General features: G+C 65.8%; 27 protein-coding genes and 1 tRNA gene. 19 read left to right on the top strand and 9 right to left on the bottom strand.

From position 1 onward, the window contains the following. The first annotated feature begins 55 nt into the window (after positions 1–55). The 4 genes from LZ519_RS08780 to LZ519_RS08765 all read left to right on the top strand — a co-directional run bounded on the left by LZ519_RS08780 (position 56) and on the right by LZ519_RS08765 (position 2,275). A complete protein-coding gene (locus LZ519_RS08780) occupies positions 56–520 on the top strand; it encodes a PTS sugar transporter subunit IIA (protein ID WP_249868300.1) in 465 nt (154 codons plus the stop codon). A gap of 7 nt (positions 521–527) precedes the next feature. Then, the gene (locus tag LZ519_RS08775) at positions 528–869 is read left to right on the top strand and encodes a DUF1491 family protein (protein WP_249868299.1); all 342 of its coding nucleotides are present in this window, start codon (positions 528–530) and stop codon (positions 867–869) included. 180 nt (positions 870–1,049) lie between these two features. After that, positions 1,050–1,712: a cell wall hydrolase gene (locus LZ519_RS08770; RefSeq protein ID WP_249868298.1), complete on the top strand. Its 663-nt coding sequence runs from the start codon at positions 1,050–1,052 to the stop codon at positions 1,710–1,712. A gap of 68 nt (positions 1,713–1,780) precedes the next feature. Further along, positions 1,781–2,275, top strand: coding sequence for an MmcB family DNA repair protein (locus LZ519_RS08765; RefSeq protein WP_249868297.1), 495 nt, complete (start codon positions 1,781–1,783; stop codon positions 2,273–2,275). Here the strand turns inward: LZ519_RS08765 and LZ519_RS08760 are convergent. Continuing rightward, positions 2,272–2,841: an ankyrin repeat domain-containing protein gene (locus tag LZ519_RS08760; protein WP_249868296.1), complete on the bottom strand. Its 570-nt coding sequence runs from the start codon at positions 2,839–2,841 to the stop codon at positions 2,272–2,274. The genes LZ519_RS08765 and LZ519_RS08760 overlap by 4 nt on opposite strands. Positions 2,842–2,888: 47 nt before the next feature. On the opposite strand from LZ519_RS08760, the gene LZ519_RS08755 reads away from it, so the two are divergent. Both LZ519_RS08755 and LZ519_RS08750 read left to right on the top strand, forming a co-directional pair. Then, positions 2,889–3,341 (top strand): YcgN family cysteine cluster protein, encoded by a 453-nt coding sequence (locus LZ519_RS08755; protein ID WP_249868295.1) that lies wholly within the window; start codon positions 2,889–2,891, stop codon positions 3,339–3,341. 67 nt (positions 3,342–3,408) lie between these two features. After that, positions 3,409–4,038, top strand: a complete 630-nt coding sequence (locus tag LZ519_RS08750) for a M48 family metallopeptidase (RefSeq protein ID WP_249868294.1) — start codon at positions 3,409–3,411, stop codon at positions 4,036–4,038. Here the strand turns inward: LZ519_RS08750 and LZ519_RS08745 are convergent. Next, positions 3,988–6,150 carry a transglycosylase domain-containing protein gene (locus tag LZ519_RS08745; protein WP_249868293.1) on the bottom strand — a complete coding sequence of 721 codons (2,163 nt, stop codon included), beginning with the start codon at positions 6,148–6,150 and terminating at the stop codon, positions 3,988–3,990. The two genes, LZ519_RS08750 and LZ519_RS08745, sit on opposite strands and share 51 nt — an antisense overlap. Before the next feature lie 145 nt (positions 6,151–6,295). On the opposite strand from LZ519_RS08745, the gene LZ519_RS08740 reads away from it, so the two are divergent. The 4 genes from LZ519_RS08740 to LZ519_RS08725 all read left to right on the top strand — a co-directional run bounded on the left by LZ519_RS08740 (position 6,296) and on the right by LZ519_RS08725 (position 11,188). Beyond that, entirely contained in the window at positions 6,296–6,820 is a 525-nt protein-coding gene (locus LZ519_RS08740) for a DUF4402 domain-containing protein (RefSeq protein WP_249868292.1), read from the top strand. 149 nt (positions 6,821–6,969) lie between these two features. Further along, on the top strand, positions 6,970–7,482 hold the full coding sequence (locus tag LZ519_RS08735) for a DUF4402 domain-containing protein (RefSeq protein ID WP_249868291.1): 513 nt from the start codon (positions 6,970–6,972) through the stop codon (positions 7,480–7,482). A 158-nt stretch (positions 7,483–7,640) separates the two neighbouring features. Continuing rightward, the gene (locus LZ519_RS08730) at positions 7,641–8,483 is read left to right on the top strand and encodes a fimbrial biogenesis chaperone (RefSeq protein ID WP_249868290.1); all 843 of its coding nucleotides are present in this window, start codon (positions 7,641–7,643) and stop codon (positions 8,481–8,483) included. A 26-nt stretch (positions 8,484–8,509) separates the two neighbouring features. Continuing rightward, positions 8,510–11,188, top strand: coding sequence for an MSCRAMM family protein (locus LZ519_RS08725; protein WP_249868289.1), 2,679 nt, complete (start codon positions 8,510–8,512; stop codon positions 11,186–11,188). Between the two features lie 121 nt (positions 11,189–11,309). Here the strand turns inward: LZ519_RS08725 and LZ519_RS08720 are convergent. After that, positions 11,310–11,396 (bottom strand) — tRNA-Leu (locus LZ519_RS08720). Between the two features lie 160 nt (positions 11,397–11,556). On the opposite strand from LZ519_RS08720, the gene LZ519_RS08715 reads away from it, so the two are divergent. Next, the gene (locus LZ519_RS08715) at positions 11,557–11,775 is read left to right on the top strand and encodes a hypothetical protein (protein WP_249868288.1); all 219 of its coding nucleotides are present in this window, start codon (positions 11,557–11,559) and stop codon (positions 11,773–11,775) included. Between the two features lie 5 nt (positions 11,776–11,780). On the opposite strand, the gene LZ519_RS08710 is transcribed toward LZ519_RS08715, so the two are convergent. Further along, positions 11,781–12,665, bottom strand: a complete 885-nt coding sequence (locus LZ519_RS08710; protein ID WP_249868287.1) for a zinc-ribbon domain-containing protein — start codon at positions 12,663–12,665, stop codon at positions 11,781–11,783. 105 nt (positions 12,666–12,770) lie between these two features. Between LZ519_RS08710 and ftsE the strand changes: the two genes are divergently transcribed. From ftsE to LZ519_RS08690, 4 genes are read left to right on the top strand one after another with little or no spacing between them, the layout of a single operon-like run. Next, positions 12,771–13,490 carry a cell division ATP-binding protein FtsE gene (ftsE, locus tag LZ519_RS08705; RefSeq protein ID WP_249868904.1) on the top strand — a complete coding sequence of 240 codons (720 nt, stop codon included), beginning with the start codon at positions 12,771–12,773 and terminating at the stop codon, positions 13,488–13,490. Further along, a complete protein-coding gene (locus tag LZ519_RS08700) occupies positions 13,487–14,362 on the top strand; it encodes an FtsX-like permease family protein (RefSeq protein ID WP_249868286.1) in 876 nt (291 codons plus the stop codon). Before ftsE ends, LZ519_RS08700 begins: the two co-directional genes overlap by 4 nt. Further along, on the top strand, positions 14,359–14,889 hold the full coding sequence (locus tag LZ519_RS08695; RefSeq protein WP_249868285.1) for a YdcF family protein: 531 nt from the start codon (positions 14,359–14,361) through the stop codon (positions 14,887–14,889). Before LZ519_RS08700 ends, LZ519_RS08695 begins: the two co-directional genes overlap by 4 nt. A gap of 2 nt (positions 14,890–14,891) precedes the next feature. Beyond that, positions 14,892–15,647: a lysophospholipid acyltransferase family protein gene (locus LZ519_RS08690; RefSeq protein ID WP_249868284.1), complete on the top strand. Its 756-nt coding sequence runs from the start codon at positions 14,892–14,894 to the stop codon at positions 15,645–15,647. Here the strand turns inward: LZ519_RS08690 and pheT are convergent. Further along, entirely contained in the window at positions 15,565–17,919 is a 2,355-nt protein-coding gene (gene pheT, locus LZ519_RS08685) for a phenylalanine--tRNA ligase subunit beta (protein ID WP_249868283.1), read from the bottom strand. The genes LZ519_RS08690 and pheT overlap by 83 nt on opposite strands. After that, positions 17,916–18,986, bottom strand: a complete 1,071-nt coding sequence (gene pheS / locus LZ519_RS08680) for a phenylalanine--tRNA ligase subunit alpha (RefSeq protein WP_249868282.1) — start codon at positions 18,984–18,986, stop codon at positions 17,916–17,918. The genes pheT and pheS overlap by 4 nt, the downstream gene beginning before the upstream one ends. Before the next feature lie 59 nt (positions 18,987–19,045). Between pheS and LZ519_RS08675 the strand changes: the two genes are divergently transcribed. Beyond that, positions 19,046–19,957 carry a DUF5996 family protein gene (locus LZ519_RS08675; RefSeq protein ID WP_249868281.1) on the top strand — a complete coding sequence of 304 codons (912 nt, stop codon included), beginning with the start codon at positions 19,046–19,048 and terminating at the stop codon, positions 19,955–19,957. On the opposite strand, the gene LZ519_RS08670 is transcribed toward LZ519_RS08675, so the two are convergent. Next, complete coding sequence (locus LZ519_RS08670) at positions 19,954–21,363, bottom strand: helix-turn-helix domain-containing protein (RefSeq protein WP_249868280.1); 1,410 nt, start codon at positions 21,361–21,363, stop codon at positions 19,954–19,956. The genes LZ519_RS08675 and LZ519_RS08670 overlap by 4 nt on opposite strands. Positions 21,364–21,489: 126 nt before the next feature. Here LZ519_RS08670 and aceA point away from each other — a divergent pair, with 126 nt between their 5' ends. Genes aceA through aceB form a run of 3 tightly spaced genes read left to right on the top strand, consistent with a single transcriptional unit; the run spans position 21,490 to position 24,543 of the window. Continuing rightward, the gene (gene aceA, locus LZ519_RS08665; RefSeq protein WP_249868279.1) at positions 21,490–22,767 is read left to right on the top strand and encodes an isocitrate lyase; all 1,278 of its coding nucleotides are present in this window, start codon (positions 21,490–21,492) and stop codon (positions 22,765–22,767) included. Positions 22,768–22,780: 13 nt separating this feature from the next. Next, complete coding sequence (locus LZ519_RS08660) at positions 22,781–22,978, top strand: DUF4170 domain-containing protein (RefSeq protein WP_249868278.1); 198 nt, start codon at positions 22,781–22,783, stop codon at positions 22,976–22,978. Then, a complete protein-coding gene (gene aceB / locus LZ519_RS08655; RefSeq protein ID WP_249868277.1) occupies positions 22,975–24,543 on the top strand; it encodes a malate synthase A in 1,569 nt (522 codons plus the stop codon). Before LZ519_RS08660 ends, aceB begins: the two co-directional genes overlap by 4 nt. A gap of 19 nt (positions 24,544–24,562) precedes the next feature. On the opposite strand, the gene LZ519_RS08650 is transcribed toward aceB, so the two are convergent. Continuing rightward, entirely contained in the window at positions 24,563–25,873 is a 1,311-nt protein-coding gene (locus LZ519_RS08650; RefSeq protein ID WP_249868276.1) for a PQQ-dependent sugar dehydrogenase, read from the bottom strand. After that, positions 25,870–26,301 (bottom strand): DUF2231 domain-containing protein, encoded by a 432-nt coding sequence (locus LZ519_RS08645; protein WP_249868275.1) that lies wholly within the window; start codon positions 26,299–26,301, stop codon positions 25,870–25,872. Before LZ519_RS08645 ends, LZ519_RS08650 begins: the two co-directional genes overlap by 4 nt. Positions 26,302–26,338: the final 37 nt, after the last annotated feature.

Here is a 26,338-nt window from a genome sequence, read left to right as displayed (position 1 = left end):
GTTCACGACCCGTCGCCGCCGAAACGCGAGCGTCGGCTTTGCAGAGTTCTCGCCAATGCGCCTGACCGATTTCCTGGACTTCGACGCGATCAAGCCCGGCTTGTCGGCCGGCAACAAGCGTTCGCTGCTCAACCAGCTGGCGAACCTGGCGGCCAGCAGGCTCGGGATCACTCCGGCGGAAATCGTTGCAACGCTTACCGAGCGCGAGAAGCTCGGCTCGACCGGATTCGGTCACGGCGTCGCAATCCCCCACGGCAAGGTCGACGGACTGAGCCAGATCTACTGCCTGTTCGTGCGGCTGTCGGAACCGGTCGGCTACAAGGCGATCGATGGCAAGCCGGTCGACCTGGTATTCCTGCTGCTTTCGCCGCCGGAAGCCGGCGCCGAGCATCTGAAAGCTCTCGCCGCGATCAGCCGGGTGGTCCGCAACGCCGCGACTTTGGAGAAGATGCGGGGAGCCCGGAGCCGCGACGCGCTTGCGGCGGTGCTGATGGGAGCGGACGAGCGCGACGCCGCCTGACTGAGCGATGAGCGAGGCTCGCCTGAGTGCCTCGGTGGAGGCCAGCAGCCTCATGCGCCGCGCCCAGGCGGAGGGTGGCTTTGCCGCGGTGCTCCACAAGGGCGACAGCGATCGCGGCTCCATCATTCTCGTGGTTCGAGGCCGCGGAGCCTATGTCGCGTGCCTGGAACGGGCACTCGACCTTGACGGAGCCTATCGCTGGGCTGTCGCCGGACCGCCACAGGACGCGGCCGAGGAAGTGGCGGATTTCCTTGCCCGGCGCGTGAAATTCGATCCGGATTCGTGGTTAATAGAACTAGACGTCGCGCAGCCGGAACGATTCATCGCTGAAACGACCTCTCCGGGTTGACCCTGAGACGCCGCCCGGGGAAAGGCGAACCAGATAGTGAGAGTGGGGGCGCTTTCCCGCCGGAAAATCCGAACGGAAGCGCCACGCGAGACGGGGAATCACCCTGGGGCAAATGCGGTACGAAACCGCGAGTAAGAGCCTCGTCCTTTGGGCGGTTCACCGCAATGACAAGCGAAAAATATGGTCGTTTCCCTCCGTTCGGCGCTGCTGATCTGTGCCGCGATGAGCGCAAGCTCGGTCGCTCCAGCCCAGGTTGGCCCGGCTTCTGCGCCGCCGGTGCAGACGGCTAGCGCCGTCAACCCGTCGGCAATCGCCCAGGAATTGTTGCGGAACGCGGACAATATCGCGATTCCGGTCGAGCCACAGGCGGAGCCTCAGCCGGAGGCAACCGACACGGATGAAGACAGTGCGACCCTGGATATAGACGCCAGCCAGGACCTTCCGACCCTGGTGGCGCAGCTGAGAAGCTCGGACCCGGGCAGCCGCCAGCTCGAATGCCTGGCCGCCGGAATCTATTTCGAATCCAAGAGCGAACCGCTCGCCGGCCAGCTCGCCGTCGGGCATGTCATCGCCAATCGCGCCGAGAGCGGTCGCTTCGCCAGCACCTATTGCGGAGTGCTGTTTCAGCGCGGGCAATTCTCGTTCGTTCGCGGCAAATCCTGGCCGCACATCGCCAAGGACGGCCGTCAGTGGAAGACCGCGGTGGCGATCGCCAAGATTGTCGACCAGGACCTGAAGCCCTCCGCGGCTGCCAACGCGCTCTACTTCCACGCCCGGCGGGTCCACCCGGGCTGGCGCCTGAAGCAGGTTGCCGCGATCGGTAACCACATCTTCTTCCGCTAGGGCGCGCCGACGCGAAGGACCGACATGGGTCCTTCCCCTATGGTCTCGATTTGTTCTAGCGTGTCGGGGTGAGCACCGCCACCGATTCGCTACTCCAGCCTTGCTTCGAGGATTCGCCGCCGCTTTCGATCGACGTCGCCCGCGGGGTGACGCGTTTGTTCTGCCGGCAGGAGCTATTCGCGATCTGCGAGGTGCCGCTTCCGAACGGAAGACGCGCCGACCTGATGGGAATCGATCCCAAGGGAAACCTGACGATCGTCGAGATCAAGGTCGCCAGGTCCGACCTTCTGGGCGACTGCAAGTGGACGGATTATCTCGACTATTGCGACCATTTCTACTGGGCCGTGCCGCCCGGCCTCGCTGCGATACTCGACCAGCAGCATTATCTACCCGACGAAGCCGGGCTGATCGTCGCCGACCGTTATGACGCTGCTTTGGTCAGGCATGCCGCGCACCGGCCGCTTGCCCCCGCCCGCCGCAAGGCGGAGCTGCTTCGATTTGCGCGGAGGGCGGCCCGTCGGCTGTCGGAACAGATCGACCCGACGCTTGGCGAGGGCCGTTAGGGCTTGGGTTTCTTGGCTTCGATGATCCGCAAGATCTCGGGGGTGCGACTGTCGAGCCTGGCGTAATCGCGCGCCGAATAACCCTGAGCGGAATCGGCCTTGTCGGGATTGGCCCCGGCTGCGACCAATGCGCGGACGATCGGGATCTGCCTGCGCTGGACAGCAATGATGAGCGCGGTTTCACCCATCTTGTTCTCGGCATCGACCTTAGCGCCCATGTCGATCAACCAGTCGGCGGCTTCCGTCAGGCCGACCCGGGCCGCAGCCATGAGCGGAGTCTCGCCGGTCCTCGCGGCCAGGTTGGGATCGGCGCCCTGTTGGAGAAGGTAGCCCGCCCATTCGCGGTCGCGATTGTCGATCGCGGCGATCAGGGCCGTCATTCCGTCGAAATCGCGGGCGTTCACCAACGAGGGCTTGGCCTTGAACAGGTTCACCGCGTCGTCGTTCTTGCCGTCCTGGATCGCCTTGACGAACTGGGCGCCGTCATAGCCGCCGTCCTGAGCCGCAGCAGGAAGGGCGATGGACGCGACCGCAATTACGGCCAGCGCGCGCTTGAACGGATGCATTCTCAATTCCCCCGCAGCTTGGCTTGATCGGCACCGGTTAGCAGAGCATGGCTGGCTTTGTCATGAACGCCGACAAGCCTTTCTGGGAAAAGCCTTTGTCCACCCTCGATCGGGGCGAGTGGGAGGCGCTGTGCGACGGCTGCGGCCGATGCTGCACCCACAAGCTCGAGGATGAGGAGACCGGCGAGCTCTATCCGACCAACGTCGCCTGCCGCCTGCTCGATCGGCGAAGCGGACGCTGCACTGATTATGCGCACCGCAAAGCGCGGGTTGCCGACTGCGTGAAGATCGACCGCCGCAAGCTCGCTTCGCTCGACTGGCTTCCGGAAACCTGCGCCTATCGTCTGCGTGCAGCAGGCAAACCTCTGCCCGAATGGCATTACCTGATCTCGGGAAGTCGCGAGACGGTCCACGAGGCGGGACAGTCGACTCGCGGCTGGACGGTCAACGAAGACGACGCCGGCGACCTCGAGTGGCACGTGGTGGAGCGTGAGCTCTAGACCCGCCGCAAGCCATCCGGATCTTCCGCTCCCGGTTGTCCTCCGGCCGATCAGGAACGCCCGGCGAATGCGGCTTCGGTTCGACGAGCGCGAACGGGTGCTCAAGCTCACTCATCCCCGCGGTGTGAAGCCGGCGGCGGCGCTTGCCTGGGCAGCAAGCCAGAAGCTTTGGGTCCAGCAGCAGCTCGATTCGGCGCTTCCGGCCGAGCCGTTCGTCCAGGGTGGTGTCGTTCCGATCGAGGGCGCCGACGTTGAGCTTTGCTGGTCGAGCGAGCTTCCACGTAGTCCGAAGCTTCACGGCGGCCGGCTGGAATGCGGCGGTCCCGAAACCGGCTTTGCTCGCCGGATCGAGCTTTTCCTCAAGCGAATGGCGCTTGCCACCCTGTCGGCGGAGACCGCCGAGATGGCTCAGCGCGCCGAGGCCAGAGCATGTTCGGTGGCGATCGGCGACGCGCGCACACGCTGGGGAAGCTGCAGCAGCGGCGGGTCCATCCGCTACTCCTGGCGATTGATCCTCGCCCCCCCGGAAGTGCGCCGGTTCGTGGTCGCCCACGAGGTGGCGCACCTCAAGGAGCTCAACCACGGCAAGCAGTTCAAGACGTTGGAGCGCGACCTGTTCGGCGGCGACGTGAAGCGGGCGCAGGCCTTATTGCGAGCCTGGGGCCCCAGGCTGCGGCGCATTGGGGTCGCTCGTTGAGCGTGGTGGCTGCGGCTGCGGTTGCTGCTGGGGTTGGGTCGGAGCGGTAGCAGGCGGAATCGGCTGGCCAGGAGGCCGCGGCTGTTGCCGGTCGCGGCCGGAGCCTAGGACATTATCTAGCCATTGCTGTGACAGGCCGCCGGGCGGTTGCTGCCCCGGGGGAAGCTGCTGCTGTTGGCCGGGGTCGTAGCCGGGCGGATAGGCGGGCTGTCCCGGGATCGGGTTGCCGTTCTCGTCGACCATCGGCGCCGTGTTGAGGTCGATATATTCGCCGGCGGTATATTCCTCCTCGGGCTCAAGCTGCCAGTCGGGCATCGGGACGGTGGTCTCGAACTGCTCGACCGGACGGTTGGCGACGGCAACGCTCATGAAGTCGTGGAAGGCTCGCGCCGGAGCCGTGCCGCCGTAAAGGCCGCGGACGGGACGGGCGTCGTCGCGGCCCATCCAGACTCCCGTGGTGAGGCCGCTGGAAAAGCCGATGAACCAGCCGTCCTTGTTCGAAGTCGTGGTCCCGGTCTTGCCGGCGACGGGGCGGCCGATCTGTGCCGCCCGGCCGGTGCCGGTGAGGACGGCGGACTGAAGAAGATCGGTCATCTCGGCGGCAACCCATGGGGCGACGAGCACGCGCTGCTCGGGCGGGTCGTGGCGATAGAGCTCGCGGCCGTTGACGGTCACGACCCGGCTAATGCCGTAGGGCGTGACGGCAGTGCCGTGGGCGGAGACTCCAGCGAACGCCTGCGTCATCTCGATAAGCCGGGCCTCGCTCGAGCCGAGCACCATCGACGGGTAAGTCGAGATGTTGGTCGAGATCCCGAAGCGGTGCGCCATGTCGGCGATGGTGGAGAAGCCGAGCTGCTGCCCGATCTGGGCACTGATCGTATTGATCGACCGCGAGAAGGCCTCACGCAAGCTGACCGGCCCGGCGAAGTTGCGGGTGTCGTTGCGCGGCGTCCATCCGTTGATGGTCACCGGCTGGTCGACCATCGTGTCGGTCGGCTTCATCCCCGATTCGAGCGCCGCGAGATAGACGAACAGCTTGAACGACGAGCCGGGCTGGCGGACGGCCTGGGTCGCGCGGTTGTAGATCGACGACGAATAATTCTTTCCGCCCACCATCGCCCGCACGGCGCCGTCTCGATCGATCGCGACCAGGGCGCCCTGCGCGCCGTCGGGGGCATTGGCGACGATCGCGCGCTCGGCGGCTTCCTCCATGCGGATGTCGAGCGTCGTCCAGACGTCGATCGGCTCCGAGGTCTCGTCGATCAGCGTGTCGAGCTGAGGGAGCGCCCAGTCGGTGAAGTAGCGGGCGGCGTCCTGCTTTGCGGTCGGCTGGATTCGGATTTCTGCCGGATTCACGCTCGCGGCGACGTCCGACGTGATGAAGCCGTTGTCGACCATGGTCTTGAGCACAACCTCGGAGCGGCGGCGGGCGGCCTCGACATCGGCGGTGGGTGCGTAATTGGACGGCGCCTTCACGAGGCCTGCGACAATCGTCGCCTCGCCCAGCGACAGATGGTCGGCGCCATGTCCGAAGAAGCGGCGCGACGCCGCGTCGATGCCGTAGGCGCCGCCGCCGAAATAGACGCGGTTTAGGTAGAGTTCGAGGATCTGGTCCTTGGAGAATTTGCGCTCAAGCGCCAGCGCGAGGATCGCCTCCTTGATCTTGCGGCCCATGCTCCGGTTGTTGCTTAGGAAGATGTTCCGAGCGAGCTGCTGGGTGATCGTCGAGGTGGCACGGACTCGGTGCCCGCCGATTACCGCCGAGCCGATCGCGCGGGCGAGTCCGAGCGGATCGATGCCGACATGGCTGCGGAAACGCCGGTCCTCGATCGCGATCATGGCCGAGCGCATGGAGGCCGGAATCTGGTCGTAACTCAGCCACTGGCCGAAGCTGGGGCCGAGCGAGACGAGGACCGTCCCATTGGATGCGTGGACCCGGATCATCTGTCCGAGATCCGAGCGGCGCGACAATTGCTCGTAGCTAGGCAGCGAGGCGACGGCGACGGCGACCGCAACCACCAAGGCCACGAGCCCGAGAAGCCCCGCATAGAGCGCGAGCTTGAGTCCGGTGATGAGCGGGCGCCGTGCGGAGCCGGTTTGCGATCGGGCCATCTGGGTCAGGCGATAGAAAGCGCGGACCGATCCGGCAAGAACGACCTTCGCCCCAATCCGCCGGGCCGAAGCGGCACCGGGACGGCGCAGTCGAGTTAGGCGGACATTAACCCTGTTTTAGCCTGTCGCCCGTAGCAGCATGCGCATGGCGTCCCGTTACGCCCTTGCGAGCCTATTTGCCGCCGCAGCCTTCCTTGGCAGCGCGAACGAGCCCGTGCGCGCCCAGTGCCGCCTGTGCTCCACACCGACCACCGAGGCCGAAAAGCCCGAAGACGGAACGCCCCTCCGGCTGGAGGTCGCGGCCACTCTGGACTTCGACCGCCTGGTTCTGCTCGGCGCCGGCAATGGAAGCGCGACCCTGCTCCCGAACGGCGAGCGCAGCACCAGCGGCACCATCGCGACTGTAAGCGCGAGTGCCATGGTCGGGACGGTAACCGTCCACGGCGAGCCGAACCGGATCGTCCGTGTCGACCTTCCCGGAAGGATCGACCTCTACTCGGTCGGCGGCTCGCGAATCGCGATCGATCGAATCGAAACGGACCTGTCCGGGCTTCCAAAGCTCGATGCGGCAGGAAACCTCAGCTTCCGATTCGGCGGGCGGCTGCAAGTCAGCGGCGATTCCGAGGGCGAATATCGCGGCGATGTTCCCATCACCGTCGACTATCTTTGAACCTCCGCCAGACCGGAGGAATCCTTAAAGAGCCGGTAACCATTCCCTTGAGGGAAGGGGTAAGCGGAGGCGGTTAATGGGATGCTCACGGGTGACCGGACCAGCGGTCGGGCAGCCGCTGTCTATTTGAACCAGTGGGGAATTGTGAAATGAAGAAGGTTCTGATTGTCGCCAGCGCGGTCTCCGCCCTGGCTCTTACTGCCGCTCCGGCCGAGGCTGCGACCCCGACCCAGCAGGCAACTGCAACCGCTCGTATCGTCCAGCCGCTGACGCTGGCCTGGGTCCAGGATCTGGACCTCGGGACCATCGTCCTCAGCGGAACCGGCCCGTACACGGACACGATCAGCATCACCAACGCGGGTTCGTTCACCTGCGGCGCTGACGTGACCTGCTCGGGCACTCCGCAGACGGCTCGCTATAGCGCGACCGGCACCCGCGACCAGACGCTCACGGTCACCGTGTCGCCGACGATCGCGCTGGTGAACCAGACTCAGACGTCTCCGGATCTCACCCTGACCGTCGACGCTCCCACTGCCGGTTCTGTCGTTCTCGATTCGACCGGCGTGACGACGTTCGACCTTGGCGGTTCGATCGACGTCAGCGACACGACCGCGGACGGAGTTTACCAGGGCACGTTCGACGTCAGCGCCGACTATCAGTAATCGGAACTGACCGAACGCGGCCAGGTTGCCGCTAGTGAAGGGGTCGCCGGGAACGGCGGCCCCTTTTTCTGTCGTTCCGCCGGCGGTTGAACCCCCATGGTGAACAGAAAATCAACCATTCCGGGGGTACACGGCGATCACTCCGTAACGGAGCAAATGTGGGGATCGTCGAAATGAACTCTTTGTCCAGGGCCGTTGCCGCGGCCGCGTTGATTGTTGCGTCCGTTCCGTTCGCACTCCAGCCAGCCTCGGCCGGCGTCGGCGACCTCCTGGTCGCGCCGACCCGCCTCGTCCTCAACGGCGGGCGAAGCGCCGAGGTCATCCTCAACAACATCGGCGACGAACCCGCCACCTATCGAATCTCGGCCGAATTCCGGCGCATGCGGCCGGACGGAACGCTCGAGGAGGTCACCGATCCGAGCGCTTCGGAAAAGGCCGCTCGCGACATGCTGGTCTTTGCGCCACGGCGAGTGACCCTCGCCCCGCGCGAGCCGCAGTCGGTGAGGATCGCTGCACGCCCGGCGCAGGGCCTGCCCGACGGAGAGTATCGGGTTCACCTGCTGTTTCGTGCGATCCCGCCCTCGACTCCGGTGACACAGGCCGCGAGCGCACCGGCCAGCGGCCTGAGCTTCAAGCTGGTCCCCGTCTACGGAGTGACGATCCCGGTGATCGTCCGGCTCGGCAATCTCAGCGTGAAAGCGGGTATCTCGGACGTCCACGTCGAGCAGCGCGACGGCAAGCCCGTCATCGCGCTCAAGCTCGACCGCAACGGAAGCCGGTCGACCTTCGGCGAGCTTCGGGTGCTCAAGCCCGGAGTGAAAGACCCCGTCGCAATTTCACGGGCGGTCGCGGTCTACACGGAGCTCAACGAGCGCGAAGTGACCGTCCCGGTCAGCGAGGCGTTCAAGGGCCAGCTCTCCGGGCCGGTGACCGTCGAATATCTCGAAACCTACGACGACGGCACCAAGACGATCGCCGAAACCCACGCAGTGCTCCGCTAGGGCCGAAGCGAGGCGGGTGAAAAGCAATGGTCGGCGCCGGCACCTGGCTCGGCAAGACGGGCGCGCTTGTCGCGGCCGCCTGGCTGACGGCCGTCGGCGCCGGCGCCGCAACGCCGATCACCGGCAATTGGGCGGCGGACCCGGACGACCAGTTCCTTCTCGACGTCAAGCTCCACCAGTACCGGCTCGGCGACGGCGTCCGCGCCTACAACACGCCCGAGGGGACGTGCGTCGTCTTCGGCGACTTTCTGACCACCCTCGATGTGCCGATGAAGATCGACCTGGCTGCAAAGAAAGCGAGCGGCTGGGCCTTCAAGGAAAGCAACGCAATCTCGATCGACAAGGGCGCGGGAACCGTCGCCTATGGCGGCAAGAGCGAAGCCCTCGCCAAGACCGACATTCGCGAGACTCCCGAAGGCTGGTGCGTAAACTCCGCCGCGCTGGCGCGCTGGTTCGGAGTGGGGGTGAAGCCGCTGACCAACGGGTCGGTGCTCGTTCTCGAAACCGAGGCAAAGCTTCCGGTCGAGCTCGCCATCGAACGGCAGAAGAGGGCCGAAAACCTCCAGCATCGGGCCAAGTTCGACCTTGCGACCCTGCCGCAGGTTCGCCTGCCGTACCGGATGTGGCGAGCGCCCGCGCTCGATTTCGTCGTCAGCGCCGGGATGACCTACCGCGCCGACACGGGTGCAAAGGTCGACCGCAGGAGCTCGGTCTATGCAGCCGGCGAGATCGCGCACATGTCCTACGACGCGCAGGTCGCGACCGACCAGAAGGGCGTGCCCACTTCGCTTCGGATGCGCGCCTACCGATCCGATCCTGACGGCGACCTGCTCGGACCTCTCCACGCGACGCATTTCGGCTTCGGCGATGTCGCGGGGCTCACCACGACCCTCGGGGGAAGCCCGACGAGCGGCCGCGGAGCAGTGCTCACCAACCGCCCGGTGGTGAACCCGACCAATTTCGACCGCACGCGCTTCGAAGGCGACCTGCCTTCGGGCTGGGACGCGGAAATCTACCGGAACGGCGAACTTCTCGCCTTTGCGACCGCGGATTCGCGCCAGCGCTACGTCTTCGACGACGTCCAGCTGCTATACGGCGAAAACCAGATCCAGATCGTGCTTTACGGTCCGCAGGGGCAGATTCGCACACGCGACGAGCTGATCAACGTCGGTGAGGACAACGTTCCCGCCGGAAAGACCTGGTATTGGGCCGGATTCAACCAACCGAGCCATGACCTCGTCTCGCTGAACAAGGAGGAAGTCAGCCCGCTCGAGCCAAAATACCAGGCTGCAGTCTCAGTCGAGCACGGGCTGGACGACCGCACGTCGGTCGGAGTGCTCGCCCGCACCATGCTCCTCGACGACCAACGGGTGACTTTCGTCGAAGGCTCGGTGCGCCGCTCCATCGGGGGCGCGCTCGTCGAGGTCGGCGCAGCCAGGGAAAGCAACGGCGGAACCGCTGCGCGCGCTCAGCTGCTCGCGAAGCTCGGATCGCTCAACGTCAGCGCCCAGGCGCTCACGGCGAACGACTTCGACCTTCCCGGGGCTCGCAACTCAAACCTTCGTGAAGCCCGGCTGGCGCTCGACGCTCCGATTCATATCGGGCGCGCGGTGATCCCCGCGCACACTGACATCCACTACACCGATCGCGCCGACGGATCGGCGCAGCTTGACGCGGCGGCCCGGCTGGGAGCGCAAATCGGCCGATTCAATCTCGCGGCCGACGTGCGATATACCCAGCAATATCTCGCCAAAGGCCCGGCGCCGCCAGCAAATGTCGTGACGAGCCTCATCGGGACCGGCCGGGTCGGTCCCGTCAGGCTTCGCGGCTCCACCAGTTTCGAGGTCAGCCCCACCAGCCGGTTCCGCTCAGCAGAGCTGACCGGCTATTGGTCTGCCTCGGACAATGCCGATTGGGAGGGCACCCTCGCTTATGACGGCCCGCAGCATCGCGGCCGGATGCGGCTTGCGCATATCCGGCGATTCAGCGGGCTTGCGCTGGCGGTGACCGGCGAAGCGGCGACCGACGGATCGGTTGCGATCGGGCTGAACCTCAATTTCTCGCTCGACCCGACGCACGGCTTCAGCTTCTCGCGCGACCGACTCGCGGCTGCGGGCTCGGTTCGGGCGCGAGTCTATCGCGATCTCAACGACAATGGGGTCGCAGACGCCGGCGAACCCTTTGAAAAGGGCGCTTTGATCACCGCCGGGCACGCGATCGCTCAAAAACCGACCGACGACCACGGTACCGTGACCATCGCCGGCCTGCAGACATTCTCCCCGATCACGGTCGGAATCGACCGAAGCAGCCTTGGCGACCCGATGCTGGCTCCGAAGAAGGCGCTTCAGGTGGTCACTCCAAGGCCCGGCGTACCCGCGGAAGTGGACATTGGCCTGGTCGGCGCGGGCGATATCGAGGGCGCGATCGTCAAGAATGGCGGACTCGGCTTCGAAGGGCTCGACCTGGAGCTCGTCGATTCCTCCGGAGCCGTCGTTTCGACCGCGCGTACGGATTACGACGGCTATTTCCTGTTCGAAGGCGTCCCTTACGGCAGCTATCGCGTGCGGATCGCGAAGGCCTCAGCCGACGCGGCCGGCATCGATCCCAACCTGAAGCTGCAGGCGACGGTCAGCGTGGAACAGCCCGTGGCTCGAACCGGGTCAATCCACCTCGACCCAAGACCGAAAATCGCCTCAAGCCAATAGTCGTCTAAGGCGACTTCTAGCCGGCAGGCGCTGTTGCGACGCAGTCGCAGCAGGACGATGGCTGTGATCCGGTGTATGAGCAATCGGTCGCCAGTCCGCCGGACTGGCTTCAACAATATGCTGGTGCGGTCGAGAAGACTCGAACTTCCACGGCCTTTCGGCCACAGCGACCTCAACGCTGCGCGTCTACCAGTTCCGCCACGACCGCACGTGCATGAGAAATGGACGGCTTTGCTGCCGTCGCTCCTGGCAAGGCCGCGCCTCTATCAAAGCGATTCAGAGCGCGCAATGGCGAGGGCCGGTCCCGCATCGGGACAGTCCTTAACGACTTGTTTACCATTGCCGCCCGGGAGCGTTACACAAAGAGCATGATGCTCCTCGCGATCCTCGCCTCGGCGACAGCTGCCGCACCCGCGCAGTGGACGCCGGCGCGGGAGCCTGTGGTGCAGGCGACCGCGAGCGTCCGAATCGTGCCGGGAGCAAGGATCTCATCGGCCAGGATTCCGGCGGAGGCGATGGTGAGCGAGAGGAAGATACGCGGCGCCGACGGTGTCGAGCGCAACGCGAGGATCGTCGAATTTCCGTAAGGAGCTCAGCCCTTTAGGGTGAGCGTAACAGTCGAGTCAGGCCCGCTGGCAGGGACGTCCATCTCGGCGCTGTTGAAAGTCGCGGTAGCGCCCGGCGCCAGAGTCCGCGTGGGCGGCGCAATCTCCCAAGAATAGAGGAGCTTTCCGGCCTTGTCGCGAAGCTCGGCCTTGATCGGCGGCACCTGCTGGGCGGCTCCGCTCGGGTTGATGACGCGCCCGCTCACCACCACCAGCTCGTTGCCGCTGGCGAGCTTTTGCCTTTCCGGAGTTCCCGGGGCGATCTGCAGGGGACTATGCGTCGTTGCTGCCAGGCCGATCCGCTGCCGAACCGAATCGGGCGCGAGCAGCCAGAGGCCGCCGACGATCGCCACCACCAGGACGATGCCGATGATGGCGGCCATCACCCAGTTGCGCTTGCGGTCCGCCCCCGTCTCGCTTTCCGCTGCAGCGATTTCCTCGTTGTCCGGAATTTCCTTCTCCGGCTCAAACTGCTCCTCGGAGGTAGTGGGCGCCAACCAGGAGTCCTCATCGGGCGGAGGGACTGGGACCGACGCCGGACCTTCCACCAGCTCGGCGCCGGGAGGTATCGGCTCGACACGGTCGTAACCGGCCGGCCCGGGCTCGGCCGGCACCTCGTCATAGTCGTCGCCGCTCTCCTCCGGCCCTCCTGCTGGCTCGCGGAAGCCTGCCGCAAACGCCGCCGGATCGCCCGGCTCTGGCGCGTCGGCCGGCGGAGCCTGATATCCGACGTCTTCGTCTGCAGCCGGGGCTTCGGGGAGTTGGTGCCAGCTATGTCCGCAGGAAGCGCAGCGGACTTTACGTCCGCCTTCCGGAATGGCGCCGTCCTTGACCGCATATTGGGTCCCGCACGACGGGCAAGTCAGGATCATTGGCCGTGCGCCTCCGCTAATTGCCCTTGCGTAAACAGGAATGCGCAGGCGTTGGCAAGGCGGCTGGCTCATGCGACAAGCCGAGGCGGTTCGGGAGGGAATGCTCTGGCGTCGGTGGTTCAATTCGAAAGCGTCGGACTGCGCTACGGGACGGGCGCCGAGGTGCTTCGCGATCTCGATTTTACGTTGTCGAAGGGCGGCTTCTATTTCCTCACCGGTGCATCGGGTGCGGGCAAGACTTCGCTCCTCAAACTGCTCTATCTGGCGCAGAGGCCCACACGCGGCCGGATCCGGCTGTTCGGCGAGGATCTGAGTGAGGCTCCGAGAGAGCTTCTCCCCGACTTCCGCCGACGGATCGGGGTGGTGTTCCAGGACTTCCGGCTGATCCGCCACCTTTCGGCCTATGACAATGTCGCACTTCCACTTCGGATCGCCGGCCGGGAGGAGGCGGAGATCAGCTCGGCCGTCCGCGAGATGCTCGACTGGGTGGGCCTTGGGGACCGCGCCGGCGCCCGGCCTGCAACCCTGTCAGGAGGAGAGCAGCAAAGGGTCGCGATCGCCCGGGCTGTGATCACCCAGCCCGACCTCCTGGTTGCCGACGAGCCGACCGGCAACGTCGACGCCGAGATGGCCAAGCGCCTGATGCACCTGTTCAGCGCGATGAACGAATTCGGCACGACGGTCGTCGTCGCGACCCACGACTTCGGCCTCATCGCCTCCAACCCGGCCGCCGAGATCATGAGATTGGATTCGGGAGCTCTGGTCGACCCGACCGGATCGCTGAGGAACCCGCCGCGAATGGACCGGATTGAGGTGCGGCCGTGATACTTGACCGGATCTGGGCGTCAGGCCCCGAATCGAGGCTGCTCCCGGCCGAAAAGCTCCACGGACCGACTGTTGCGCTGATGGCGATCATGACCTTCGCGATGATCCTCGTTGCCGCCGCCGGCCTTGCGCTCGCCAACGCAGCCTCCAGCGTCAGCAGTGCAGCGGAGGCGCGTTACGTGCTGGAGCTGCCGTCGGCGGCTGCGGCACAGCTACCCAAGACAATTGCCGCAGCGAAAGCCGTCCCCGGGGTGCGCGATATTACGCCGGTGCCGGAAAGCGAGATGCGCCTCACGCTCGAGCGCTGGCTGGGCGCGGAAGCCTCGGCGCCGGACCTGCCGGTCCCTGCGCTGGCGATGGTCGATCTCGATCCGAGCGCCAATCCGGAGGCCGTCTCGGCGGCAGTTGCAAAGCAGGTCCCGGAAGCGCGGATCAACGCCGAGAGCGCCCAACTCGCGCCGCTTCTGGCGCCGGTCCGTGGGCTCCAGTGGCTCGCTCTTTCGCTCGTCGCGCTGATGGCGGCTGCCACCGCCGCGGCCATCATCCTCGCCGCCAGGGGCGCTCTCGACACGCACCGGGGGACCGTCGAGATCATGCACCGAATCGGCGCGACTGACAGCCAGGTCACGCGGCTGTTCCAGCGCAAGATCGCGGTTGATTCGGTCGTCGGTGCGCTGGTCGGGTTGACCGGCGCCGCTGCCGTTCTGCTGCTGCTCGGCGCTGGTGTTGCCGCCGCCGCCGGCGAACTCTCCACAAGTCCGCTGACCTGGACCGATGCCGCGATCCTGGGGCTGGTGCCGGTCGCGGCCGTCGTCATTGCCGTTGCCGTTGCGCACTGGACTCTGCTCAGGGCGTTGCGCGCCACCCTATGATCGTCCGTTTCTTCTCGATCGTGCTGCTGCTCTATTTGATCGGCTTCATCGTCTTTTCGGTGACATTGGGCTCGTCCGCCGGCGGGAACCGAACCGACGGGATCGTGGTGATCACCGGCGGAAGCGGGCGGATCGAGCACGGGGTGGACATGCTCGCCAAGGGTTATGCCAAGCGAATGCTGATCTCGGGAACGGACCCTTCGGTAACGAAGGCGGACCTGGTGCACAGGCTCGGCGGACGCAAGCGGCTGGTCGGCTGCTGCGTCGACCTCGGAAGCGAATCCGTCGACACCCGCTCCAACGCCGAGGAGGCGAAGCGCTGGCTGGACAAGCACCATTACAGCAGCTTCCGGCTGGTCACGAGCGACTGGCACATGCGTCGGGCGCGGTACGAATTCCGGCGGGTGATGCGCGACAAATATCGCCTGGTTCCCGACGCGGTTCACACCGAGCCTCGCTTCGTCACTTTGTTCGGCGAATATAACAAGCTGTTGCTCCGGCGGATCGCCGTCGTCTTCGAGCTCTAGGCATGCAGGCGCTTCGCTCGCTCATTTATGCGCTGATCTTCTATCCCGCGACGGTTGTCTTCGTGATTGCCGGCATCGTCGCGACCCTGTTCGGAAATCCGACAACGCGGTGGCTGGTCCGGACCTGGACGGGGTTCAACAAAGGCCTGGCGCGGATCGTTCTCGGCATAAGGCCAAAGGTGGAAGGGCAGATTCCGCCGGGCGCGATGCTGATCGCGGTCAAGCATGAGTCGATGTACGAGACGCTGGAGATGGTCCGGCTGGCCAACACGCCGGTGATCGTCCTCAAGCGGGAGCTGTCGCAAATCCCGTTCTTCGGGTGGCTGACGCGCCGCTACGGCGTGATCCCCGTCGACCGCCAGGCCGGATCGAAAGCGCTCCGCTCGCTCATCGCCGCTGGCAAGTCGGCGATCGCCCAAGGGCGCGCGGTCCTGATCTACCCCGAAGGAACGCGGGTGCCGCCCGGAGAATCGCCGGAGCTGCAGTCCGGCTTCGCCGGCCTCTATCGCGCGCTCGGGCTCCCGGTGGTCCCGGTCGCGGTCGACAGTGGACGTCTATGGCCGAAGGGGCTGCTCAAGCAGCCCGGCGTGATCCGCTTCAAGGTTGGCGAGGTGATCCCGGCGGGACTGGCGCGTCAGGAAATCGAATTTCGAGTCCACGCCGCGATAAACGCGCTCAATTCGACCGCAGCTTCGCCCCAAGCTTCTCCGCGGAAGCAACGATCGCCTTCGAGATCGCCGCGATCTCCTCGTCGGTGAAGCTCTTGTCGGCCGGCTGAAGCGTCACTTCGAAAGCGAGCGACAGGCCGTCCGCGCTTTCGAACCGGTCGAACAACCGAACCTGCGTTATCGCATTCTTGTCCGCGCCTCGAAGCGCTCGGGCAAGATTGTCGGCGGGCAGGTCGGCCGGAACCAGGAAGGCGAAATCGCGGCTGACTGGCTGAAGCGCGGCCGGTGCGAACTGCGGGCGAGTACGACCGGCACTGCGCGGCTCGGGGATGGCGTCGAGGTAAATCTCGCCCGCGACCAGGCCTTCCGGCGCGTCGAGCGCCCTGGCCAAAGCCGGGTGAGGCTCACCGAGGCTTGCGAGGATGGTCTTGGCCCCCAGACCCAGCTTCGCCGAGCGGCCCGGATGCCAGTTCGATCCCGCATCGGGGAAAACCTGGTGGCTGGCCACCGGCGCGCCCGCCGCTTCCAAAATGGCCAGCACCACGGCCTTCGCGTCGAATGCGTCGAACGGCTTTGCCTTGCCCGATTGCCAGTTACGCACCTGCCGGTTGCCGGCGAGCACAAAGGCAAGGGTCGGCCGTTCGCCCTCCGCGAGGTAGCGCCTGCCGATCTCGAACAGACGAATGCTCGAGCTTCCCCGGGCCATGTTTCGGGCGGCGGCGGCGACAAGGCCGGGCAGCAGTGAAGGCCGCATGACCTTCATGTCTTCGCTGATCGGATTGTCGAGCCGCCAGGCGGGGTCGAAGTGGGCAGCTTCCTCTTCGGAGATGAAGCTCCAGGTCACCGCTTCATCGAGGCCGCGAGCGGCAGCGGCGCGACGGGCGCGTCGTTCGACGAGCTGCGACCGGGTTGCCGTCGGCCTCGCCACCCCAGGCTCGCGCTCCAACGGAGTTGACGGAATCTGGTCGTAACCGACGATTCGGATGACTTCCTCGACCAGGTCGGCGGGCCCGTCGACGTCCGGCCGCCAGCTCGGCACGCGAACGCTCGCCGCCCCTTCAAACTCGAAGCCAAGCGACAGAAGGATTGCCCGCTGCCGGTCCTCGGCCACCTCAACGGCCCCAAGCGAAAGCGTGCGATCCGGATCGAAGGGAAGCGTCTTCGCTGCCACGGGCGGCTCGCCAACGAGCTGCGCCTGTGAAGCTTCGCCGCCGCAAGTGTCGAGGATCAGCTGAGTTAGGATGTCGAGCCCGTCGGCGAGGAAGGCAGGGTCCACACCGCGCTCGAAGCGGCTCCGCGCGTCGCTGGTCAAAGCGAGCTTCTGCCCGGTCTGCGCGATCCGCGACGGATCGAAGTAAGCAACCTCGAGCATCACGTCGGTGGTGTCCTCCGATACGCCCGAATGCTCGCCGCCCATGATCCCGCCGATGTCATGCACCCGGCTTTCGTCGGCGATCACCGTCATCGTCGGGTCAAGCGAATATTCCTTCTCGTTCAGGGCGAGCAGCGTCTCGCCCTCGTGTGCGCGGCGAGCGACGAGGGCGTGGTCGAGCTTGGCCACGTCGTAGGCGTGGCTCGGCCGCCCAAGGTCGAGCATCACATAATTGGTGATGTCGACGATCGCCGAGATCGGCCGCTGGCCGGCGCTTTTCAGCCGCCGCTGAATCCACTCCGGCGAGTGCCCGTTGGCGAGGCCGCGGATGGCTCGTCCGTAGAAAGCAGGGCAGCCTTCCGGGTCCTCGATCCGGATCTCGATCGGGGGAGCGAAGCTGCCCTCGATCTTTGGCACATGAAGAGGCTTGAGCGTGCCCACGCCGGCAGCGGCGAGATCGCGGGCGATACCCCGAACCCCCATGCAGTCCGCGCGGTCCGGCGTGATCGCAACGTCGAACACAGGATCGTTGAGCTCTGCATAATCGGCGAAGGCGGCGCCGACGGGTGCGTCTGCCGCAAGCTCGATGATCCCGTCATGCTCCTCGCCAAGCTCAAGCTCGCGGACCGAGCACATCATGCCGTGGCTCTCGACGCCGCGGATCGCCGCGACCTTCAAGGTCATGGCGCTGCCCGGCACGTAGGCGCCCGGCGGGCCGAACACGCCCAGCAGCCCCGCGCGCGCATTCGGCGCTCCGCACACAACCTGGATCGGACCGTCGCCGGCGTCGACCGTCAACACCTGCAGCTTGTCCGCCTGCGGGTGCCTGGCCGCGGTGAGCACTTTCGCCACCTTGAACGGCGCCAGAGCCTCGGCCGGATTGCTGACCTCCTCGACCTCGAGGCCGATATTCGTCAGCCGCTCGGCGATCTCCTCGGCCGACGCGTCCGTATCGAGATGGGCTTTCAGCCACGAAAGGGAGAATTTCATGCGCCGACCCCGCCGGACAGGGTCGGCACGTCGAGCGAACGGAATCCGTAATGCTTGAGCCAGCGAAGGTCGCCGTCGAAGAAGGCGCGCAGGTCGTCCATCCCATATTTCAGCATCGCCAGGCGGTCGACTCCCGTTCCGAACGCGAAGCCCTGCCATTCATCCGGATCGAGCCCGCAATTGGCGATGACCTTCGGGTGGACCATTCCCGAGCCGAGGACCTCCATCCAGCCTTCGCAGCCGCCGACGACCCGGCGGCCCTTTTCCATCGACCAGCCGACGTCGACTTCGGCCGACGGCTCGGTGAACGGGAAATAGGAGGGCCGCATCCTCAGCACGATGTCGTCGCGCTCGAAGAAGGCCTTGAGGAAGGTCTCCAGAGTCCATTTCAGGTGACCCATGGTGATGCCCTTGTCGATCACCAGCCCTTCCACCTGGTGAAACATCGGCGTGTGGGTCGCGTCGCTGTCGGAGCGGTAGACGCGGCCGGGTGCGATCAGCCGAAGCGGCGGCGGCTGTGACGTCATGGTTCGGATCTGCACCGGCGAAGTGTGAGTGCGAAGGACGTGCGCTTCTTCTGCCGGATCGCCTCCGATGCGCCGGCAATAGAAGGTGTCCTGCATCGCCCGCGCCGGGTGAAACTCGGGCATGTTGAGCGCGGTGAAGTTGAACCACTGCTCCTCGATCTCAGGCCCTTCGGCGACGGAAAAGCCGAGGTCGGCGAAAATCTCCGCAAGCTCGTCCAACACCTGGCTGACGGGGTGGACCGTTCCCTGGGGTCGCTCCGGCGCCGGAAGCGACAGGTCGACCTTTTCGGTCGCGAGCCTTTTCTCCAACTCGGCGGCTTCAAGCTCGGCCTTGCGGGCCGCGATGGCTTCGGTGACCGCTTCGCGAGCTGCGTGGATCTTGGGAGCTTCGGCGGAGCGCTCGTCGGGGCTCATCTTGCCGAGCGATTTCAGCTGGGCGGTGATCGATCCGGACTTGCCAAGCGCCGACACGCGCAGTGCATCAAGCGCGCCAAGGTCGGGCGCGGAACGGATCCGGTCGAGAAGCTCGCTATCAGCCATGGCGCGGCCTTATCCTTGCTGCCGCGCAAAATGCAAAGCCGTGTGCTAGTCGAGCGCAAATGAGTCGCTGGCCCGAGCTGACGGTCGATCACGATCACGAGACGCTGGCGGTCTTGCACCTCGCATCGCAGATGCTCGGCAAGGTTCGCGTCGCGCATGCGCCGTGGACGAACCATGGCTGGCATGTCGCGCTTCAGCCCAACGCGCGCGGGCTCGCCACCCTGCCGACGGCAGCAAGCGGCGGCCGGACGTTCACCCTCACGCTCGACCTGTGCCGGCACGCGATCGTGCTTTGGGTCAGCGACGGCGGTCGCGAGGAACTCCCGCTCAATGCCGGCAGCATTGCGGCCCTTCATCGCCGGCTGATCGCCATGCTCGACCGGCACGGCCTGCCCTCAACCTTCAACGGCGTTCCGAACGAGATTCCGGATGCACTGCCGTTCGCCGATGACAACCAGCCACGAAATTACGACCGCGCCTCGGCGGAACGTTTCCGCGGAGCGCTCGCGGCGATGATGCCGGTGTTCGCTCGCTTCCGCGCCGGCTTCATCGGCAAGGCGAGCCCGGTGCATTTCTGGTGGGGAAGCTTCGACCTCGCGACCAGCCGCTTTTCGGGACGGATGGCGCCCAACCACCCCGGCGGAGTGCCCGGGCTTCCGGACCGGATCACGCGTGAAGCCTATAGTCACGAAGTGACCAGCGCCGGCTTCTGGGCGGGCGGCGCGACTGCGGCCGAGCCCTTCTTCTACAGCTACATCTATCCAGAGCCGGAGGGGTATCGGACAGCGAAAGTGGCCCACGGCCATTTCGACGAGACCTATTCCGAGTTCGTGCTTCCGTTTGCTGACGTGCAGGCCGCCGACGATCCGGACCGGATGCTCGCCGAGTTCCTTCATTCCACCTACGATGCCGCAGCGAACCTCGCGAAATGGGACCGCGCCGCATTCGAGCGGGAGCCGGTAGCGCCCTAGCTGGCGACGAATGGATAGGGCGAGATGGTCTTGCGGTTCTCCTCGACCGCGAGCTTGCGCCCAGCGGGAGCCGTCGCCCGATAAGCGCAGCCGATTCGCGGGCAGATGGCGCAGGCGGGCCCAACCGGAGTCGCAGGAGTGTTCACCAGGTCGAGGCCGTCGGCATAAGCGATCCGCGGTGCGTAGCGGACGTCGCAGCCAAGCCCGATCGCCAGCAGCGCATCATCGCGAAGGTCCGGGCGGATTGGCCGCTCGATCGTCCGGCTGATGGTGAAATAGCGCTGGCCGTCGGGTGTCTCGATCAGCTGGCGGATCGTCTGGCCGGGCGTCTGGAACGCGGCATGGAGGTGCCAGCGCGGGCAGGTTCCGCCGAAGTGGGAGAAGGGGAAGCTTTCGCCGGCGTAGCGCTTGGAGATGTTCCCGGCCGGATCGACCCGGAGCATGAAGAAGGGCACGCCGCGTGCGCCGGAGCGGCCAAGCGTGGTGATCCGGTGCGCGACCTGCTCGATATTCGCCCCGAACTGTCCGCACAGCCGGTCGAGCGCGTAGCGATGCTCCTCGGCCGAGCGCAGGAAACGGCCGTAGGGCATCATGATCGCCCCGGCCGCATAATTGGCGAAGCTCATGTGGAGCAGGTGCCGGCTTCCGGCGTCCGGCGGCCGTGCGCTTTCCACCAGCCGCTCGATCAGGGGCGCGAATTCGAGAAGCGCCAGCTGATAAGCGAGGCCGAAGGTGCGGTTCTCCGGCCGGAGGAGCGAGGAGAGCATGAAGGCTCGGCGTTGCGCATCGTAATGCTGGCTCGCGTCCTCCAGCATCTCCGGATCGACGACCCGCGAGTCGACTCCCCACGCCTCCTTCAGCCGCCGCCGAAGCGCCTCGGCCACGGACAGCGGATCGCCAAGCGCCCCGCCCAGCGTCTCCGCGCCCTCTTCGAGCTCGAGGAAATGGTTGCGCTGCGCCTGGATGTAATCGCGCACCCAGGTCTCGGGCGTGATCAGTACGCGCGGATCGGAACCGGCTTCGTCGGCCGGCTGCCGCTGAAGCTCACGGACGGCGGTGTAGAGGCGGGCGATGCCGTCGGCGATGGCGGGAGCGCTGTCGGCGAGTTCGACCAGCTCGATCCGAGTCACTCCAAGGCCGGTGAGCATCGGATCGGAAAAGATTTCGGCGAGCTGATCGGGGCCCGCCGACTCCCCGCCCTCTGCTGCGAAGGTCTTGATGTCGACGTCGAACGCTTCCGCGAGGCGCAACAGGATTCCGGCGGTTACAGGCCGCTGGTTGCGCTCCAGATGGTTGAGGTACGAAGGCGAAATCCCGAGATCGGCGGCCATCGCATTCTGGTTGAGCCCACGCTCGCGCCGGAGCCGCTTCAGCCGCGCACCGAGAAAGAGCTTGCGTCCAGCCACTTGTGAATTTGTGAACCAATTTACAGAATTTACAAGTCGCGCGCTGACACATGCGCCTCTTTCTGTGCATCTTTTTCAACTCAGTTGCGGTTTGATGCTCCCGTCAGACAGGGAAAGGGAGCGGCGATGGGTGATTTCAGCGAGGTCGTATCGGCGCCGGCAGGCCGGTTCGATAGCATAGAGCGGCCTTATTCGGCCGAGGATGTGCTGAGGCTTCGCGGATCGATCCCCATCGAACACACTCTGGCCCGCCGCGGAGCGCTCCGGCTGTGGGAGCTTCTGAAGTCCGAAGAACCGGTGCGCGCTCTCGGCGCCATGACCGGCAACCAGGCGATGCAGATGGTCCGCGCCGGGCTCAAGGCGATCTACCTTTCGGGCTGGCAGGCTGCCGCGGACGCCAACACCGCCTGCTCGATGTACCCCGACCAATCGCTCTATCCGGCCAATACCGGCCCCGAGCTCGCCAAGCGCATCAACCGCGCCCTTCAACGCGCCGACCAGGTCGAGCATGCCGAGGGCGGAGCGAAACGCGACTGGTTCGCACCGATCGTCGCCGACGCGGAAGCCGGCTTCGGCGGGCCCTTGAACTGCTTCGAGATCATGAAGGCCTATATTGAGGCGGGCGTCGCCGGCGTTCACTTCGAGGACCAGCTGGCGAGCGAGAAGAAGTGCGGCCACCTGGGCGGCAAGGTGCTGATCCCCACCCAGGCGGCGATCCGCAACCTCGACGCGGCGCGGCTTGCCGCCGACGTTTCCGGAGTGCCGACGATCCTCGTCGCGCGAACCGACGCTGAAAGCGCCAAGCTACTCACCTCGGACGTGGACGATCGCGACGCGCCGTTCATCACGGGCGAGCGCACGGCCGAGGGCTTCTTCCGCCTCCGCGACGGAACCGGCCTCGATAATTGCATCGCGAGGGCAAAGGCCTTCGCTCCCCACGCGGACCTGCTCTGGTTCGAAACCAGCAAGCCGAACCTGGAGCAGGCCCGCACCTTTGCGGAGGCCGTGCGCCGCGATTTCCCGGGCAAGATGCTCGCTTACAATTGCTCGCCCAGCTTCAACTGGGAGGCGAACCTCGATCGCGGCACCATCGCCCGCTACCAGCAGGAGCTGGGCGCGATGGGCTACCGCTTCCAGTTCGTCACTCTGGCCGGGTTCCACAGCCTCAACCATTCGATGTTCGAGCTCGCTAGCGGTTACCGCGACCGGGGGATGGCAGCCTATTCCGAGCTCCAGCAGGCGGAGTTCGCGAGCGAGGCCAACGGCTACACGGCAACGCGCCACCAGCGCGAAGTCGGCACCGGCTATTTCGACGCTGTCGCTACCGCGATCTCGGGCGGCCAGTCGTCGACGGTGGCTCTCAAGGAATCCACCGAATCCGCACAATTCGTTGCAGCCGAATAGAAGGAGCAAGGCGATGGGACAGCGTTACTGGGTCATTGGCGGCGAATTCCGCGACTGCGAGTTCGACGAGGTCGTTCCCGGCACCGAGGAAATCAGCGGCCCCTTCAACGACGAGGTCAAAGCGCGCATGGAGTGGCAGCGCCTGACGTTCCGCGATCATCGCGGAGCTACGGAGCGCTACACCATCTGCGTGGAGCCGGTGCGCCTATGAATGATGTGCTCGAAAGGTCGCGGATCGTCGCCGAGCCGTCGGGGGTGCCGGGAGCAAGGGAAGCCCTCAGCGACGACGCCCTGGAGTTCGTCGCCGATCTTCACGAGCGTTTCGACACGCGACGGCAGGCCCTGCTCGACGCGCGGATGGATCGGCAGGCGCGGTTCAATGCCGGTGAGCTACCGGACTTCCGCGAGGATACGAGCGATATTCGCGACGGCGGCTGGAAGGTCGCGGCGGCGCCCGCGGATCTTCAGGATCGCCGCGTTGAGATCACCGGCCCGACCAACGCCAAGATGCTGATCAACGCGCTCAACAGCGGCGCGAAGGTCTTCATGGCGGATTTCGAGGACGCGACCTCGCCGATGTGGGACGAGCTGGTGCAGGGGCAGGTCAACCTTCGCGACCACTGGCTGAGGCGCCTCGACTACACCGATCCCGACAGCGGCAAGCACTATGCGGTCAAGGAGCATCCCGCTGTGCTGATGGTCCGGCCGCGCGGGCTGCATCTGTCCGAGGATCATGTCACGGTCGATGGGGAGCCGGTCGCCGGCGCCTTCTTCGATTTCGCACTCTACGTCTGGCACAATGCGCGCCGCGCGCTCTCCGCCGGCTCGGGCCCCTATTTCTACATTCCCAAGCTCGAGAGCATGGAGGAAGCGAAGCTGTGGAGCGACGTCTTCGCGCTCGCCGAGAACAGGCTGAGGCTCGAGCGCGGGACGATCAAGTGCACGGTGTTGATCGAGACGATCCCGGCCGCGTTCGAGATGGACGAGATTCTCTATGTGCTGAAGGAGAATATCGTCGGCCTCAACTGCGGCCGCTGGGATTATATCTTTAGCACCATCAAGCGGCTGGGACGGTCGCATGAGAGGCTGACTCCCGACCGCTCGGCGATGACCATGGATAAGGCCTTTCTCGCCGCTTACTCGCTGCGCCTGATCGCCACCTGCCACCGCCGCGGCGCCCACGCGATGGGCGGGATGGCTGCCTTCATCCCGGTCAAGGGCGACGAGCAGGCCAATGCGGCGGCGCTGGAGAAGGTGCGCCAAGACAAGCTTCGCGAAGTGCGCAACGGCCACGACGGCACCTGGGTCGCTCACCCGGCGCTGGTGCCGGTCGCGATGGAAGCGTTCGAGGCGATGGACGGCCCCAACCAGCTATCGAAGATGCCGCAGCACGTCCCCGCCCGCGATGAGATGCTAGAGCTTCACACCGGCCCGCGCACCGAGGCCGGTGCCCGCGAGAATATCCGCGTCGGAGTCCAGTACCTCGCCGCGTGGCTTGGCGGGAGGGGCGCGGTGCCGCTCTACAGTCTGATGGAGGACGCCGCGACGGCCGAGATCAGCCGCGCCCAGCTATGGCAGTGGCTTCACTTCGACGCGGAGCTGGATGACGGTCGAACCTTCGGCCTCGACCTGTTCGACCAGTTGTTCGACGAGGAGGTCGGGCTTCTCCAGGACATTCCCGACATCGACGAGGCCGCCGACCTCTTCCGCGACATGGTCGTCTCGGACAACTTCGTGGAATTCCTGACCCTGCCCGCTTACGAGCGGCTGGGTTAGTAAACCTAGCCCGGCTCGATCATCGCTGCGTCGGCGCCGGGCTCGCGGGAGTCACACGCCAGATGGTGTTTGACAGATCGTCGGCGACGATCAGCGCGCCTTTGGGGTCGACAGTGACCCCCACCGGACGTCCTCGCGTCTTTCCGTCCTTGCCCATGAAGTTTGTGACGAAGTCGATCGGCGGTCCCGACGGGCGGCCGTTGCTGAAGGGAACGAAGACCACGCGATAGCCCGAGGGTGGAGTCCGGTTCCAGCTTCCATGCTCTCCGACGAACACGCCGTCGGCGAAGCGAGCGCCCATCGCCGGTGAAGAGAAAGCGACACCGAGCGCGGCAACATGGCTGCCGAGGCCGTAGTCGGGGACGATGGCGCTGGCGACCTTGGCGGCATTCTGCGGGCGAACGCGATCATCGACGTGCTGTCCCCAATAGCTGTAGGGCCAGCCATAGAATCCGCCCTCGCGAACCGAGGTCAGATAATCGGGGACCAGGTTCGGGCCGATCTCGTCGCGCTCGTTGACCACCGCCCACAGCTGTCCCGTGCCCGGCTGGATGGCTAGCGCAGTCGGGTTGCGAAGCCCGGTGGCGAACTGCCGGTGGGCGCCCGTCTGAGCGTCGACCTGCCAGACCATCGCTCGGTCGGTCTCGACCGTCATTCCCCGCTCGGTGATGTTGCTGTTGGAACCAATGCCCACATAGAGGAAGCGTCCGTCAGGGCTGGCGGTCAGCGCCTTCGTCCAGTGGTGATTGACCGCCGACGGCAGGGGGGTGAGAACGACTGGCGGCCCGCTCGCCCGCGTCTGGCCGGCGCGATAATCGAAGCGAAGAAGCGCGTCCTGGTCGGCGACGTAGAGAGCGTTGCCAACAAGCGCTAGACCGTAGGGCGCGTTGAGCTTGTCGGCGAAAACGGTGCGCCCTTCGTAGGTGCCGTCACCGTCAGCGTCGCGAAGCAGGGTCAGCCGATCGCCGCCCTTCACAGGGCTGGTACCCTGCGCCTTGAGCTTGCTCGCGATGAAGTCCTTCGGTGTCAGCTTCGACTCGCCCCCGCCGCGTCCCTCCGCGACCAGGATGTCGCCGTTCGGAAGGACAAGCATCTGCCGGGGAATTTTGAGGTCGGTCGCGATCGCACTGATCGTGTAGCCGGCCGGCACCTGTGGCCGCTGATCGCCCCAGCCGGAGGGGTTGGCGATCTTCATCGTCGGCAGAAGCCCGCGATGCGGACCGGGCAGCGTCGGGCTGGGGCCGTACTGGTTGGGGTTGGAGTTGGTGTTGCCGCACGCGGATAGGGAAATCGACGCCGCGGCGATGGCTAGTGGCGCGAGAAGTCTCATTTCACCTCTCCCGAGCGCCAGCTGGAGAAGCCGAGCCAGCATGCCGCCAGCACGAGAATCGCGACGATGACCGACAGGATCAGCGCCTCGGGCATCTTGGCCCAGGCGTCCTTGGCGTGAACCAGCGCATTCGCGAATCCGAGAACCCACGCGGCCAGTAGGACGAAGAAATAGATGAGCGGCCGGCCACGCCAGCTGCGGTCTGCGTGGAGAAGATCGACCAGCGCCCAGAGCAGCGCGAAACCGGCGAGAATGAGCGCCCCGACGAGGAGCCATGATGCGAAATTGGTCCACTGAATTTCGTAAGTGGACGAATAGGCCCAGTCGCTGAGCAGGGCGCCCAGAAACAACGGCGCGCAGCCTGCCAGAAGGAAGGCATGGAGCGGGTGGATCCCGGCCCGGGTGACCGCTCTTCGTTCGTCAGCCAAGCCCCTTCTCCCGTTATCGCCCCGAAACGAAGCTCAA

Source organism: Sphingomonas anseongensis (assembly GCF_023516495.1).
GTDB classification, from domain to species: domain Bacteria; phylum Pseudomonadota; class Alphaproteobacteria; order Sphingomonadales; family Sphingomonadaceae; genus Sphingomicrobium; species Sphingomicrobium anseongensis.
This window is presented reverse-complemented; position numbering and strand designations above follow the sequence as displayed.